Here is a 14,426-nt window from a genome sequence, read left to right as displayed (position 1 = left end):
AAGCAATCACTTCCTGCAGACAAGTTCGAAAAGAAACGCGTTAAACGTAATCAGCTGCAGCCAGGGCTGTTCTGAGAGGGGGAAAACTGGAGTGCGCCAACACAACCAGTTTTCGAGTGTAATTCCAGGCAGAAATTACGAGGCAAGTATGTCAAATACCGCTGAAGTTATCAAATTTCCCGCACCTCTACAGGAGCAACAGGAGAGCCATATGGCTGAACTGGAGAACGGCTATTTACGCATAGCCAACCAGATTCAGGATGCCCTGTGTATCGTTGAGCTATCAGGCCGTGAATTCAGGGTTTTGAATGCGATAATTCGTCTGACCTATGGCTGGTCTAAGAAGTCGGACCGTATTACTAATAGCCTCATTGCAGACAAAACGGCGCTGAAGGTTAAGCACGTGTCTGAAGCTGTGGTGAGCCTCGCTTATCGGAATATCATCATCCTGCGCCGCATTGGGCAAACCAGATACATAGGGATTAATACCTGCCTGGATAAATGGGCTTATACAAAGCCAAATTGCATGAAGTGTCCGGAGGCGTTCCCGGCTGCTGAAGTTAAAACATGGGTTATTAATGCCCCCGAATTCATGATTTGCGATCCCCGGAATCAGGGACAGCTATCCCCGAAAATAGGGATGGTTAACCCTGAAAACAGGGATGGGGAGTTTACCCCTCCAACCATCCCCGAAAACAGGGATGGTTATCCCCGAATTCAGGGAGAGGTATCCCCGAAAACAGGGAACACCAAAGACATTCTTCCAAATACAAATATAAAAACAGATCTAACCCCCTCTAATCCCCCAAAGGGGAAAGTGAAGTTTGACCCGCTGACAATCCCTGTTCCTGAGTGGCTTGATTCTGAGTCCTGGAGTGAGTGGGTTGCTTATCGTCAACAGTCTGGGAAAGCCATCAAGACCGAACTGACAGTCACCAAAGCATTCAAACTGCTGAAGACCTGCCTGGACGAAGGACATAACCCGGTGGACGTGATTAACACCAGCATCGCCAACGGATACCAGGGACTATTCAAACCGAAGTTCCCGGTTAAGCCGACTGCAGGTAGCCGCCTGGGCATCGATTACAACAACACAGACTGGATTGACGGGGTGATTGATGAAAACTCTCTCTGAGCAGATGGTCGCCTTCGACCGCGAGAATTTTGCGCGTGTAGCCAGCGGTATGCCCGAATTACAGGACGTTAAAACGCCGAGTGCAGAGCAGACGGCGGAGATCTTCAACGCCTTGTTCAGTGTGCTGCGCGCCGCGTTCCCGGCCAGCATCCACACCTTCAACGACCAGGATGCATTCGACGAACTGCGCCGCCAGTGGCTGATGGCCTTTCGCGAAAACGGGATCACCACCATGGAGCAGGTAAACGCTGGTCTGCGCGTTGCACGGCGTCAGGAGCGCCCGTTCTTACCATCGCCGGGGCAATTCATCGCCTGGTGCCGTGAAGGCCGTAGCGCGCTTGGCATTAGCGCTGCTGACGTCATGGCTGAGTACTGGAAGTGGCAGAAGTTGATTTTTCGTTACCCATCCAGCGAGCAATACCCATGGTCGAATCCGGTTCTGTACCACATCTGCCTGGAACTGCGCCGGCGCGGTACTGATGGTCAGTTGAGCCATAAAGAGCTCGAGCGTGAAGCCAGCGACATTCTGGATATGTGGGAAAAGCGGGTGCTGGCCGGGAAGCCGATCCCGCCGGTTCGTCGTACGTTGGCAGCTCCAGTGGCTCCGAATGAGCCAACCCCTGCGGAGCTTCTGAAAGCCAAATATGATTGGATCAAGTCTGGTGGGAGGGCATAGCGATGAATAGGTCTGCTATGAGCGAACAGCAGACGTTTGTCATTGAGTATCCATGGTTCTTGCTAGCAATGCCGTGAGTCAAACAATTGGGAACATGTCATGCAACTGGGGTATGTTGGCTAAGCTCCTGCAGGAGAACTTTCACTCTTGCTGACGCTAGTTCTTCAAAAAGCATTCAATTATGATGGTTAACTGCCGATAATCTTCCAACATCACTAATGGAACAGGTGCGTTTCACAGGAAGGCATCTCAAATTAAGGGACGAAAATGACATCAATGATGGTTATTCAGAAGTTCCACCCTGTCGGAACGGGTACCTTTAAGACGGGCTTTCTTCGTCACCTTAGTACAGGTGAGTCTTTCCAATGGGTTTATGATTGTGGCGCAACAAGCAAGACAACCCTTAACCGCGTATTGAGCACATTACCACGGAAGCTCGTGTCCCTTGACATGCTGGTGCTCTCACACTTCGATAATGATCATGTTAATGGCGTTGAAACTCTTCTTCGGCACTGCTCTGTCAAGACCCTGGTTCTGCCATATTCAGAATGGGCTCAGTCCGTTCGGGAAATTTCTGTCTTGGGCAAGAAGGGCTCATCACCATCCACAGCCATGTTACAACTCAATCCAGTACAATGGCTGGCATCAAGAAATTTTGATGTTCGTGTTGAGGAAGTTGTACTCATTCGGAGGGGACCGGATGCAACACCGGTTCCCTCAGGCAATGAGGGGACTGAGCCGAACTCAAGGGAGTTTCAGGAGGATGAACCAGGGCAATTCAGTGAAAATTACTTTTCTTTTGGGTCTTCTTTTTCCGGTAATACAAGCATACGAATCCTCCCCCATAATCACTCTATCCAGGCTGTAAATGGTGACTTTGAGTTTGTCTTTTATAATGCGGAAAAAGACTTTTCCGAATTGGGACTAATTGAACAACGATGCGGGCAGTGGTATGCGAAACATTCAGGCTGGCTCTTGTCGGATGTAAAAACGGATATTCAGAACACCATCATGAGTACTAACCTGCATCAGCCGTTGTCAGGTATGCCAGCGAACTGGAGAAAAACACTCAAAGATCGGTATGAGTACCATTTTGGTCATTCCGGCAAAGCAAAAAATAACATCTCATTGTGCATGTATGCCGCCCCCGTAAGCCAAAAATTCAGTATTTGCTGTATAGGCAGTGATCGCCACTGTTGTCGTTTCAGGTGGAGAAGAACTCTCCGGCCGGCCACGCTGTGCACCGGTGATATTCATCTTACTGCGGCAGTGATTTCAGATATTCAGCACCATCTGGGGGCGCAACGGTGGAACCGAATTGGTTTGACGCAGGTCCCTCATCACGGTTCTCAGCATTCGTGGGAGCCTGGTAACGCAGTGCTACTGGCCCCTACGCAATTTGTACATTGTGCATCGGGTTCGAAACATCATCCTCATCCTGACGTGCAGGCTGACCTCAGCAGTTCCAGGGTGCATTGCGCCGACCGAACTCAGGGCGTGATTATCCGCTACAGGCTGTAGCGAAAGACGGGGCCGATATGATTAAAGAAAGTGTTCAGCTCAAAACTCACCGCCTGCTTACCAGAATGCCGCACGGTTAGCTGATATTTACCTAAGCCTTCTCGGATTCTCCCTTTACTCGAGTGGCAGTCTCCTGTAACGCTGGTCGCCAGGAAATACTTTTCAGCGCGACGGTTGCCCTGGAGGGCAAGGGGCACTGTTGGACTGTCTCAGTAACCCTGAGCTGCTTGGTCTATTGCTTTTGGGCTGCCGATTGTTAGACATAGACGGCATGGTTGCCGCGGATCTCAGTGACTTTTGCGTGAGCGCGTTCTGAGTCCGGATTAATCATGCGAGCCTTAGTTGCCGCCATGCCGTAAACCTATTTTTTCTTCCATGCGGGAGCGGTAATTTTTGTTGTGCCGATGCTGGCTGTCATGGGGACCTGAGAAATGGCCATGTAATTTGCCTGTGCGGCCTGGAGGTCAGCGACAAAGTCTTTTGCGAAGTGGCGGGATCAACCGCGAGATAGTCGCCAGTTATAGAACCTATGCTGGGGGCTTTGCGGATTTACCCTGAATCAGACTGAGCACTGTTTCATCTTCATCAAGTACAGTGGATGGCTGCAATCAGCGAGCAACGGACAATTACACTTATCACCAACACCATTAGCCTCATCACGAGTATAAAGCTGTATTAATCAATGGGGAGCAGGTTAATGCGGGGTTTTCGACTTATGGATTTGATACAGGTGTCAAAATTAAAATGAGCAGTGTAAAGATAGACAAGTACATTAGATATAGTTTTGCGCTTGTGGCGATAGTTGCCATACTCATAACTACTTTCACAACCCCCAATCCAACATCTTACCAATATACAGTTTACCGAATAGTTCTGGCTCTAGCTGCTGGATGTATTGGTGCAGTTCTGCCTGGTCTCCTGGAAGTAAAATTTAAAGGGTGGTTAAAAGCATCTGGCGCAGCGGCGATCTTCGCTATAGTGTATTTCAAAAGCCCAGCTTTGCTTCAACAAAATCCTGTATCTGCAAGTAAACCTGTACCGCCTACCGTGATTGATACATATGCCGTTAATAGTTCCAATCGCGATAGATACCTCGAATTATTTCGAACAGGACAGTTCGGTCAGCGGGACAAGCTGCGCATCGGTTGTGTTGAGTGGAGCGAATCATCGTGCGTGGCTGCTGGTAATTTTTTGCGATTGTTAAGCGAAGCTGGCTGGGAAATCGATTCGGACACTATAGTCACAATGCAACCATCCTTGCCAGTTGAGGGTGTATCGATTGTAAGCCGTGGCGATGATCTGGTTGGTTTGCCGAAAGTCCCCCCCCACATGGGCCGTTGGAGTCGATCAGACATTAGCTATGAAATTTTGACGGCGGCATTTAAATTGATGGGAGTCCCGGTTTATTTTTCCAGTGACCCAACATTACAACCAGGTACTACCGGAGTGTACTTTGGACCGAAACCGAAACTGGATGTGGCAATCAAGCAAAAAGATGAGAATGTACGACGTGAGCTTCTCCGCTACGTCGGTTTGGGAATGGCTATTCAGCGAGCCTGTTCTCAGCAGTCCGTCGAACTTTGCACAGGTGAACTCTTTTCCTGGGAAACGTCTGTATCTTCGTTTCTAAGTCAGCAGCGATTCAACTCCGATGCCGTAAACAGATGGCTTGCCTTGCCGCAGGCTAATGCGGCTTCGGCAACTGCAGACATGAAAATAAAGCTAGATATGTTGATGCCATTTGTACTTGGCATCGAGTAAATATACCTCATCTGAGGATGAATGTGCATCAAGTGGGCCGCCTAGCAGTTAGCGCTATCTGTTTGCGTAAGCCTGCGGAATCCAACTGGTGTTCTACGATACGTTGTTTGGCGAAGAATCAGTGTTGAAGCATTGGTATTAGACAACTAAAGCCACAATTTGCTCGTGCGTCGAAAATGTAGACGCCTATTGTGTAGCACGGAGGCGATATTCAAACGCTCACACTTGCCAAGCCACTAAGGTCTGTTCTTGGCACTGAGCGGACAAACACGCTTGCTTGTCGGGCGCTGGCGACGCTATTGACTCCAAAAGGGCCTACGCCTGCTGAGCTTCTCAAAGCGAAATACGAGCGCTTGAATATTAAGATGAGGGGATGTTCTTGACGAACAATGACAAATTTTAAGGGCTTAAAGTGTGATGGGTAAATTACTTTTAGGAATTTACGAATTTTTAAATTCTTTAGTGAAACAATCTAACGTCTATAAGAATGTCAGAAATATACTGAGAAAGAATTGAACTATGATGTGAGCTTAAGACTACATGTAAAAATATCTTTCATAAGTAAGATGGGCATTGGAATATTGAAAACAATAACTGCAGTAATATACCGTCTGAGTTATGAGTCAGAGGCGCACCTTTGATTTAATAAATTAAGTGTGCTCGTTTAGTTATAAGATGAGGTGATAATGAATTTGAATTCAGTTTACGAAGGTATGCTTGCCAGATAAATTGGCACTCAATTGTTCCCGCGCGGCCCACCTAAGTCCGCAAAGAAGATCTAGTTCAGTTTTAATGTCGTTGTTGATGGGGGATTGTGAAGGGTGTTTAAATTGAATTGCATAATGTTATTATTCAATTCAATTTAATAATGTCAAAGCAATACATAAGTTAACTAATATTTATCATCGCCAAAAAAAGATTTAGCAAGTCCAAACCTTGAGGGTTTCATTGACTGCAAGGCGTAATCGTATGCTATGCTTATTTTTGCTAAAGTGGCTGCGTTATTTGTTGGGAGGTAAGACGTGCCAATAAATTTTTCATAAAAAGGTTTCAAACCGGGCGTAATTGAATTTCTACCTTCTTGCAAATTAAAATGAAGCTCACGAATTTGTTGAAGTTCAACCAAGTCAGGTTCTATTGAGCGCATTTCCTCTGAAATTATATTTCTTAATCCAGACTTCATGTAAATATTATGCATTACTACATATGCACGGTCTAGATCCCTATCGTCAAATACATCATCAAAAAACGAATTTGCGCCAGCAACACAATGCATTACCCTTATTAAACGCTCGTAATAATACTTTGAGCTTATGTTAAAAACATTCCCTGCTAATTTGAAAAATACTTTCCCTATTAATTTTGTTAAGCCATCCAGTGATGTGTCATAATTATTTTTCTTATAGAGATTGCTTATGTAAAAACCTTTTCGTAAAATGCATAGAAGTATTTTAACACCACACCTATCGGCCCATGCTTCTAAAATTCTATTTGTTTTATCATCTTTTTTTATATAGTTATGATGGTTGACATAATGAGCTAGTTCATGGCAAACAATATTAAGTATAAAGATAAAGTCCTCATTGCTCGTTATTTCCATTGAGCAAAGGTCGCTTGAGAATCTAATAAATGAGTTATGTTCAAAACCTTTAATAGAAGCGTGAAGACTACTGTTGTTATCATGCAATTTAACTTTAACTTTGTAGTTGTATGATTTGATGAAAAAATATTCGAAATCTTTAACGGCGCAAACAATAATATCTTCTGCTAACATTTTGTATCCTGAGGCATGTTATGGATTTGTTGTATGTTAATGTATTTTGATGATTAAATCAAAAAAATTAAACTAGGGTATGTTAAATTCACATATGAATTACGAACGCAAGATTAGGATAATCCACTAAAGATAAATTAAACTACTACGTATTAGGGTTTCATTCAAAATACATTGTTTTCAGTAATGCTTAAATGCATTGTGGTGGACAACAAAACTGCTCACAATTTTAGATTTTTTTCCAGTAAAGATTTTTTTCGGTTGTTGGTACCCCTCCGTTATATTTGCACGGCCTGAGCGCTCTGTAATACCCAATAATAAAATCTGTTATTTCATGGGTAGTATCGATGAAGCTTACGTAACATGTTACTGGCACCCATTCATTCATCAGGCTCATGAACAAGCACTCCATCGCGGTGTATCCCAGCAGTATCCACGTCGAATCATCCTCGGTTTGATCCGGTACCGCCGCGGTGGCTGCCGGAACCTCCTGCTTGTATAATGACTGTCCTAATCACTGTGGAACATAATTCCACCTAGCTTGCCACGAGCTTCCCATGCCATTTCCAGCGTTTTGAACGTCAGTTTGCTAACTATGGAGAACGACATTACCCAATCCACCGGTTTCCTCACGAACAGGTCGAGAATAACTGCAAAGTATGCTCGGCGCTAACCTGTCTATATATACGTCACGTCGTCGGACAACACCTGATTTGGCTCTGTCACTGCGAACTACCGCTCATGGTCATTCGGGATAGCGGCGTGTTCATGGTCGTCACATTGAGATCGATGAGTCTACTGATGGTAACTGACTACCCATGCATCTGCCCGCGAGCTAGATTCCCATTCAGTAGCCCTCTAAGTTGCCATTGTGGCGATGCTCCTTGCTCTGGCAGGACCGTGGCTGATGATATACAACACCAGCAATTAGCTTGGTAATACAGCCCGCCTGCCGTCGGATTTTTCAGGGTGGTCAAACTAGCCTTTGTAGCTGCTACGATGAACCCCGAACACGTAGAAGAGAGAAGCAAATATGTTTGCTACACGCTTGGGCTACCGAGTTCTTCCGCCGTCTGATATTATTCCTTCATAGGCCTGAACAACCTATGCCTTATGCGCCACGGAGAGCACCATGGCGCAGTTACAACTAATCAAGCAATCCTCAGGAATCCTGATCGCGGCCACGCCGGAGACCAGTGATATTCTGCAATCAAAATTCAAACTCGGCGCCGTGCTGGTGGCTGAGTTCCGGCAGGTACGCAACCCGGCCTTTCATCGTCGCTTCTTCGCGTTACTCAATCTCGGTTTCGAATACTGGGAACCCACCGGCGGGGCAATTTCTTCCAACGAACGTAAATTGGTGACCGGGTACGCTAAATTCCTCGCGGCATTTGGTGGAAACGAAGGTGCGCTGCTTGATGCAGCAGAACAATACCTCGATCGGATCGCTGACAGGCGTGCAGGAAGTATCAGTGTCTGCAAATCTTTTGATGCATACCGTTCATGGGTAATTGTCGAATCCGGCCACTATGACGCGATACAACTGCCTGACGGCACCCTTCGCAAACATCCCCGCAGCATTGCTTTCGCCAACATGGACGAAGCCGAATTCCAGCAGTTGTACAAAGCCGCGCTCGATGTTCTGTGGCGATGGGTATTGTCCCGTTCATTCAGGAACCAGCGTGAAGCGGAAAACGCCGCATCGCAGCTCATGAGCTTTGCGGGGTGATGGCGATGAAATATTCCTGGTTTCACCATCACGAATGCACAACCGAACAGGCCGACGAGCTGGTGGCCAGTTACCACCGCCGTGGCGCCACGGTAGAACGTAGCCTGAATCGCGACAACATCACTTGGACCGTCAGCGTGCAGTTGCCGGAAGGCGACAAAGCGCCGCGCCCGAGTAAGGTCTGGCAAAACAGGGCGTGGGGTTGAGCATGGCTAAGTTACCGCGCCGTAAGTGCGCCAACAAAGAATGCCGCCAGTGGTTTCATCCGGCACGCGATACGCAGACCGTGTGCGGTTATGAGTGCGCCAGCGCCGTCGGCAAGGAACAGACCAGAAAAGCGCGGGAAGATGCACAACGTAAGGAGTCTGCCAAACAGCGCGCCACTGAGAAGAAAGAGCGAGCAGCCTGGCGCCAGCGTAAAGCAGCAGTAAAACCGTTGAAACACTGGGAAGATTTAACGCAGCGTGTCGTCAATGACTACATCCGCGAACGTGATGCCGATCTGCCATGCATCAGCTGTGGGACGTTCGAAACCGTCCAGTGGGAAGCTGGTCACTACCGCTCACGCGGTAAGGTATCCCACCTGCGCTACCACGAAGACAATATCAGTAAACAATGTCACCACTGTAACGTGCAGTTGTCGGGCAATCAGCAGCAGTACCGCCTTGGTCTTATCGAGAAAATCGGGCCTGAGCGCGTTGAGGCTCTCGAAAACAATAACGTCCCACACCGATACACCATCGAAGAACTCGAAGCCATCAGGAAGCGCTACAGCGCACTTCGTCGTGGATTAATTAAGAGCTGGGAGGCCGCATGACATTTGAATCCTATTTTGCCGATCACCTCCGCGTTCGCTGGCAAAGATTGCGCTTATACCATTTTCCCGGCTCTGTGCTGACGGGCTACCGAATACTGAAGAACTACATCAAAACCATAGGCGGTACTGTATGAACACTCAATTTCTTGAATACGTGCGCCAGCAACTGATAGTGGCCACCGCCGATTTAAGTGGTGCGACGAAAGGGCAATTGATGGCGTGGCTTGAGAACGCACAGTTCGATACTGGAAGGTTTAAACGTAAAAAGCCTCGAGTGCTGGATGAAGTGAGCGGGAAAATGATTACGCTGGATAATCCACCGATACCGGGCAAACAGTCGCTTGCCAAGGGATCACATATTCCCTTGGTACAGCCGGTTGAGTATTCAACGGCATCGTGGCGCCGCGCGCTGATGTCACTCGAAGAACATCAGAAAGCCTGGCTACTATGGAACTACAGCGAGAACGTAAGCTGGGAGAATCAGGTGTTGATTACTCAGTGGGCGTGGTCGAAATTTTGCGAGCATCTGGCCGGGAGGAAGGTGTCGAAGAAGACTATTGACCGGTTGCGTCAATTGATATGGCTGGCGGCGCAGGATGTGAAAGGCGAATTATCCGGGAAGGATCCGTATCAATATGGAGTTCTGGCTGCGCTGGTGGGCGTTAATAAAACAAACTGGTCTCAGAATTATGTGGAACATTACGATGCGATGATCAGCCTGTATAAGGGACTCGACTCCAAGGCGCTACTTCATGTTTCGCGATCACGTTCACAACAAAAGGCAGCAAATTACCAGCAAGGTATTGCAAAAATGAACTAATTAGCATACATTTCGTGTGAATCTGATATTGTGCCATTGTTGTATGCGCTGGCAATATGTGTTTTTAAGGCCTCGCCATCGCGCGGGGCTTTTTGCATTTAAATACTCAATTCTGAAAAGTGCTGACCAGATATTGCCCCGGTAACCAGATGATTTTATCTTTTGACTCGTGGTGAATCCCCCTAAGCGGCGGGGCATCCAGTAAGGTTACGAAGAGCTAGGCATTTGCGGAATATGTCTACTGGGGCTGTTCCACCGGGAGGCACCCGGCACCACAACGCGTTTATCCTTGATGACTTTGATATTTTACGCCTGTTCGTCCGAGCAGGCTTTTTTTCACTGTGTATCATTAATAGTCAGAATTGAAATCTACACTTGTGGTTTCCTGCACCACTAAGCTTTCAGTTACTCCCTATACTATCGACATAGTCTTGCGGGGGTATTTATGAAGGAAGGGTATTACTGGATTCAGCATGTCGGTGTTGTACAGGTGGCGTATTACACAAACGACACTGTTGATGATCTCGAAACGGGTAAAATAATCACAGGTGTCTGGCACCTGACCAGAGGCGATGACATTTGCCATAACGGTGAAGCAGAGGTGTTAGAAGGTCCTCTCTCTCCGCCAATGTAAACAACCGTACTTACTTTGAGGCTGCCGCATGGCGGCCTTTTTCATTTTCAGGCTCACGGGATTCATCCACTACGTGCTTTGTTGATAAATCCAGCCCGTGAAGCCTGATCCTCTACACACGGAATAACTATGTCTGAGCCAATCACAATTGCCAGTGGGGTGACCTCCGCTACGGTAGGGATCACTTTCGCCACTATGTTCCCGGAGGCGACGCCTGGCGTAATGTTATGTGCGCTTGCCGGGGCGGCAATGTATGTGCTGACCTCAGAGCCTCATCAACTCTGGAAGCAGATGCTCTTTGCGGTCATCTCGTTCATGGGCGGCGTGTTCTTCTCCGTTCCCATGGCCAAGATACTCGCTGGCGTTATCAACACAGCCCTCGGGCTGTTGCAGCCACCGGTCAGTATCGAAGTTTCACCGAATGTCGGTGCGCTGGTATCCGCTTCCATTTCCGTCGCAGTCCTGCTTCGAATCGTCGCCAAATCTCGGCGAGGCAAGATGCCCGGACTGGAGGAGGAAGGGAAATGACATGGCATTCCGTCATCCTGGATGCAAACGCGATCATCTGTATGGCGATCGTGATGCGTCTGATGTTCTTCAGTAAGGCCGGGAAGACACACCGACCCGGTTATGCGTGGATGGCCTACCTGCTGATTCTGTCGGCGGGTTTCACCGCTTTCCGTATTCTTCTCGGCCATTACAGCAACGTTGACCCGGGTGAGTTATTCCTCAACCTGGCCATATGCATTGCTGTCTGGCGAGCCAAAGGCAATCTGGCAAAAGTCGTAAGGGCTGACTGATGACCAAAGACGATATCTTCAACAGCATTCTCGGCAAAGAGGGTGGCTACGTTAATCACCCGAACGACAAAGGCGGCCCGACGAACTGGGGAATCACTCAGGCAACGGCACGCGCCCATGGCTTTACCGGTGATATGCGCAACCTGACACGCCAGCAGGCACTCGAAATACTCGAGGATGATTACTGGTATGGTCCACGCTTCGACCAGATAGCTACCGTGTCGCCGGCCATCGCTGCTGAATTGTGCGACACCGGCGTGAATATGGGGCCATCAGTGCAGGTGAAATGGTTCCAGCGCTGGCTGAACGTATTCAACAACCAGCAACAGCTCTATCCCGACCTGATCGCCGATGGCTATATCGGCCCGCGCAGTATCAGCGCCCTGAAGTCCTACCTGGCGAAGCGCGGAAGTGAAGGGGAGGTTGTATTGCTCCGCGGACTGAATTGCAGCCAAGGGCAGCGCTATCTCGAGCTGGCAGAGCAGCGCCCGGCTAACGAGTCATTCGTGTATGGCTGGGTACGGGAGCGTGTGAGCCTATGACGAAACTGAAAGCTATTCTGGCTGCTATCGGTACCTTCGCATTGCTCATTCTCGGTGCTTTCGGCCTGGGCAGCATGCGTGGACGCGAAAAAGCCGAAGCCAAATCAGATAAACAGCGCACCGACGATAATGCCGCAGCCACCAAGGCAGCCGTAGAACGCCGCGTCGAAGTAACCAAAGAGGCCAGCAATGTACAGCAGACTGTTAGCCATATGCCTGATGACGATGTTGATCGCGAGCTGCGGGAATCGTGGAAGCGTCCCGGTTGTCGTTGATACTGCTTGCGACTGGGTTAAGCCCATCTATCTGACCGACCATGACATTGACGTTATGGACAAGCAGACCAAACGTGATGTGCTGGCGTACAACAAAGCATGGCAGTCAAATTGCGAATGATTTTCAAAGCTTATTCAGTTTTACGGTTTTATGTTGCCCGCAGAGCACATATTTGCATGCTAACAAAGAGGTTAGATTTGCATCGAAAATACATTTTATGATGGAAGTCTAACTAACAGCTCCGATTAAGCTAATAACAATCGGTTTTATAACAGGCCAGATAGTGACTGCGTTCGAACATAGGCTTGAAATTGTTAATAACTTATCAAGAGCTTCGGAGTCTCTGCTATTAGGTAATTCATTGACCGCCGAAAGAACCTTATCTTTGTTTTCAGTTCCAATTTCTCGCTCAAGTGTGGCAGCGTTGTCTAAAAGAATGCTCCTGATTTTGTCGATATGAGAAAGCGCTTCAGATGATAATATTTTGTTGCGTTTGACTGATGCAGTTATTGCTTCCTCTATGTGTATACCCCTCTCGCAACCGTAAATATCATTGTCTTCTACAATCGCAGAGCGGGCACGTCCGATATATATAGCAGGCTTCTGTTCCATATCTGTTCCTTTAAATCAAGTTGTTGATTTCTAATATAGCACGAACCTTTGTAAGAGGAAGGTACCTATGGCATCGAAAAAGCTCCCTGCAGAGCAGCAGCTTGTTTTCGATGTGCTGGCTCCACTTCAACAGAAATTATGTCTCTCCATCATCAAAGGCTAGAACCAGACCGACGCATAACAAAGCGTGGTAGGCCAATTGTGATGGTCAGCATAAAGTCGGGGTATCCAAATGAATAGCCACGTTTGAAGCAAAGATTGCCATCACAAAGGCCACTATCGAGTGGCTTTTTTAATGGCTTTAACCATAGGACATAATCATGGCAAAACCGGACTGGGGAGCGCTGCAAGACCAGTTCCTCGCCGAGCATGCCAAAACCGGTATATCACCTAAAGACTGGTGCGAAGCGCAGGGACTGAACTATGCTACCGCCCGTCGATATATCAAAAAACCTTCTGCGCAAAAACTGAGAAGAGATAAGTGTGCAAAACTGCGCAACGCCAGATGCCACAGGTGATTGTGGTTGAAAAAGCAGCACCTGCAGATGGCGAAACTGCGCAGGAAGTGCGGGCATCCTTGAATCACAGCCTGTGAAGTTTGCGCTAGGCAAAGAGTATTGCACCGAAATCCAACCATCTGAGAAAGCCATTATCAAGCTCATCTGCGGGTGAGCTTGATAATGGGGTAAGATATGATACGTTTCCTTTCTCATAGCAGAGGGAGGTAAACAATGGAATTATTGAATAAGCGGCCCGTTACAGACTTCAGGGTTGGTGTTTATACCTACGAGCAAATTAAAGATCAGCACTTCATGCATCTTGAAGAGCAAAAGGCTCTTGAGGAGATTAAAAGGAAAGGCTGGGAATATGCTTATACGCCTGGCGATATGGTGAACAACGGGCGCTATGTAAGATACTTTAGAGTTTGGACTAGCAAGGAAGAAATTGATACTTAACCGCCTACGGGCGGTTTTTTATTGCCATTACCATGGGTAGGCCCATCGTAATGGCGTAACAAAAATGGCTATACCTGTAATTACTCATTCTCAAGAGGCGGAATTGCTATTTTTATTGCATTCTTGTACATGGGAATCAGAGTGTTATATCCGGCGATAAGCATCGCATCACGCTGCCATTCATTACCTGGTGCTCGATAAGCCACTCTGTCCCCGCATTCATTAACCATGACAAGATACCCATTTTCATCAACGGGCTGGTCGCCTCTTAATGCGTTAACTACATAGAATCTTTCGCCAGGATGGACCGTAGACGTCTGAAAAACAAATTCTTCATTAACAATCATAAATTTTTATCTCATTGATTTGAACG

The 14,426-nt window shown here is 47.6% G+C and carries 18 protein-coding genes and 2 pseudogenes; 16 read left to right on the top strand and 4 right to left on the bottom strand.

What is annotated here, in order from left to right; translation table 11 throughout:
* Positions 1-148: 148 nt before the first annotated feature.
* The 4 genes from E1B03_RS14680 (at position 149) to E1B03_RS14665 (ending at position 5,093) form a co-directional block, all read left to right on the top strand.
* Positions 149-1,135 (top strand): replication protein, encoded by a 987-nt coding sequence (locus E1B03_RS14680; protein WP_133086492.1) that lies wholly within the window; start codon positions 149-151, stop codon positions 1,133-1,135.
* Complete coding sequence (locus E1B03_RS14675; RefSeq protein WP_133086491.1) at positions 1,119-1,811, top strand: replication protein P; 693 nt, start codon at positions 1,119-1,121, stop codon at positions 1,809-1,811. The genes E1B03_RS14680 and E1B03_RS14675 overlap by 17 nt, the downstream gene beginning before the upstream one ends.
* A 267-nt stretch (positions 1,812-2,078) precedes the next feature.
* The gene (locus E1B03_RS14670) at positions 2,079-3,332 is read left to right on the top strand and encodes a ComEC/Rec2 family competence protein (protein WP_133086490.1); all 1,254 of its coding nucleotides are present in this window, start codon (positions 2,079-2,081) and stop codon (positions 3,330-3,332) included.
* 744 nt (positions 3,333-4,076) lie between these two features.
* Positions 4,077-5,093: a hypothetical protein gene (locus tag E1B03_RS14665; RefSeq protein WP_133086489.1), complete on the top strand. Its 1,017-nt coding sequence runs from the start codon at positions 4,077-4,079 to the stop codon at positions 5,091-5,093.
* Between the two features lie 892 nt (positions 5,094-5,985).
* Here E1B03_RS14665 and E1B03_RS14660 read toward each other — a convergent pair.
* Together E1B03_RS14660 and E1B03_RS26515 are read right to left on the bottom strand one after the other, a co-directional pair.
* Entirely contained in the window at positions 5,986-6,867 is an 882-nt protein-coding gene (locus E1B03_RS14660; RefSeq protein ID WP_133086488.1) for a M48 family metalloprotease, read from the bottom strand.
* Positions 6,868-7,096: 229 nt separating this feature from the next.
* A pseudogene (locus E1B03_RS26515) lies at positions 7,097-7,896 on the bottom strand (DDE-type integrase/transposase/recombinase); the annotation flags it as partial.
* Positions 7,897-7,999: 103 nt separating this feature from the next.
* On the opposite strand from E1B03_RS26515, the gene E1B03_RS14650 reads away from it, so the two are divergent.
* From E1B03_RS14650 to E1B03_RS14605, 10 genes are all read left to right on the top strand, one after another.
* Positions 8,000-8,596: a DUF1367 family protein gene (locus E1B03_RS14650; protein WP_133086487.1), complete on the top strand. Its 597-nt coding sequence runs from the start codon at positions 8,000-8,002 to the stop codon at positions 8,594-8,596.
* Positions 8,596-8,802 carry a hypothetical protein gene (locus E1B03_RS14645; RefSeq protein WP_133086486.1) on the top strand — a complete coding sequence of 69 codons (207 nt, stop codon included), beginning with the start codon at positions 8,596-8,598 and terminating at the stop codon, positions 8,800-8,802. The genes E1B03_RS14650 and E1B03_RS14645 overlap by 1 nt, the downstream gene beginning before the upstream one ends.
* A 2-nt stretch (positions 8,803-8,804) precedes the next feature.
* Positions 8,805-9,413: a recombination protein NinG gene (locus E1B03_RS14640; protein ID WP_133086485.1), complete on the top strand. Its 609-nt coding sequence runs from the start codon at positions 8,805-8,807 to the stop codon at positions 9,411-9,413.
* Positions 9,410-9,547: a YlcG family protein gene (locus tag E1B03_RS14635; RefSeq protein ID WP_133086484.1), complete on the top strand. Its 138-nt coding sequence runs from the start codon at positions 9,410-9,412 to the stop codon at positions 9,545-9,547. The genes E1B03_RS14640 and E1B03_RS14635 overlap by 4 nt, the downstream gene beginning before the upstream one ends.
* Entirely contained in the window at positions 9,544-10,233 is a 690-nt protein-coding gene (locus tag E1B03_RS14630; RefSeq protein ID WP_133086483.1) for a bacteriophage antitermination protein Q, read from the top strand. Before E1B03_RS14635 ends, E1B03_RS14630 begins: the two co-directional genes overlap by 4 nt.
* 445 nt (positions 10,234-10,678) lie before the next feature.
* On the top strand, positions 10,679-10,867 hold the full coding sequence (locus tag E1B03_RS14625) for a hypothetical protein (RefSeq protein ID WP_133086482.1): 189 nt from the start codon (positions 10,679-10,681) through the stop codon (positions 10,865-10,867).
* A 129-nt stretch (positions 10,868-10,996) separates the two neighbouring features.
* Positions 10,997-11,395, top strand: coding sequence for a putative holin (locus tag E1B03_RS14620; RefSeq protein ID WP_049041756.1), 399 nt, complete (start codon positions 10,997-10,999; stop codon positions 11,393-11,395).
* Positions 11,392-11,667 carry a phage holin family protein gene (locus E1B03_RS14615; RefSeq protein ID WP_133086481.1) on the top strand — a complete coding sequence of 92 codons (276 nt, stop codon included), beginning with the start codon at positions 11,392-11,394 and terminating at the stop codon, positions 11,665-11,667. Before E1B03_RS14620 ends, E1B03_RS14615 begins: the two co-directional genes overlap by 4 nt.
* On the top strand, positions 11,667-12,209 hold the full coding sequence (locus E1B03_RS14610) for a glycoside hydrolase family 108 protein (RefSeq protein ID WP_133086480.1): 543 nt from the start codon (positions 11,667-11,669) through the stop codon (positions 12,207-12,209). The genes E1B03_RS14615 and E1B03_RS14610 overlap by 1 nt, the downstream gene beginning before the upstream one ends.
* Positions 12,206-12,484, top strand: a complete 279-nt coding sequence (locus E1B03_RS14605; RefSeq protein WP_133086479.1) for a hypothetical protein — start codon at positions 12,206-12,208, stop codon at positions 12,482-12,484. Before E1B03_RS14610 ends, E1B03_RS14605 begins: the two co-directional genes overlap by 4 nt.
* Positions 12,485-12,713: 229 nt before the next feature.
* Here E1B03_RS14605 and E1B03_RS14600 read toward each other — a convergent pair whose 3' ends face one another.
* Positions 12,714-13,097, bottom strand: a complete 384-nt coding sequence (locus E1B03_RS14600) for a hypothetical protein (RefSeq protein ID WP_133086478.1) — start codon at positions 13,095-13,097, stop codon at positions 12,714-12,716.
* A gap of 320 nt (positions 13,098-13,417) precedes the next feature.
* On the opposite strand from E1B03_RS14600, the pseudogene E1B03_RS14595 reads away from it, so the two are divergent.
* Positions 13,418-13,603, top strand: a pseudogene (locus E1B03_RS14595) (terminase small subunit); the annotation flags it as partial.
* A 225-nt stretch (positions 13,604-13,828) separates the two neighbouring features.
* A complete protein-coding gene (locus tag E1B03_RS14590) occupies positions 13,829-14,053 on the top strand; it encodes a hypothetical protein (RefSeq protein ID WP_133086476.1) in 225 nt (74 codons plus the stop codon).
* Between the two features lie 80 nt (positions 14,054-14,133).
* Here E1B03_RS14590 and E1B03_RS14585 read toward each other — a convergent pair whose 3' ends face one another.
* Positions 14,134-14,400 carry a hypothetical protein gene (locus E1B03_RS14585; RefSeq protein WP_133086475.1) on the bottom strand — a complete coding sequence of 89 codons (267 nt, stop codon included), beginning with the start codon at positions 14,398-14,400 and terminating at the stop codon, positions 14,134-14,136.
* Positions 14,401-14,426: the final 26 nt, after the last annotated feature.

The organism is Citrobacter arsenatis (genome assembly GCF_004353845.1).
Taxonomy (GTDB): Bacteria; Pseudomonadota; Gammaproteobacteria; order Enterobacterales; family Enterobacteriaceae; genus Citrobacter; species Citrobacter arsenatis.
The sequence above is the reverse complement of the archived record's forward strand: the minus strand, read 5'-3'. Positions and strand labels throughout refer to the sequence as shown.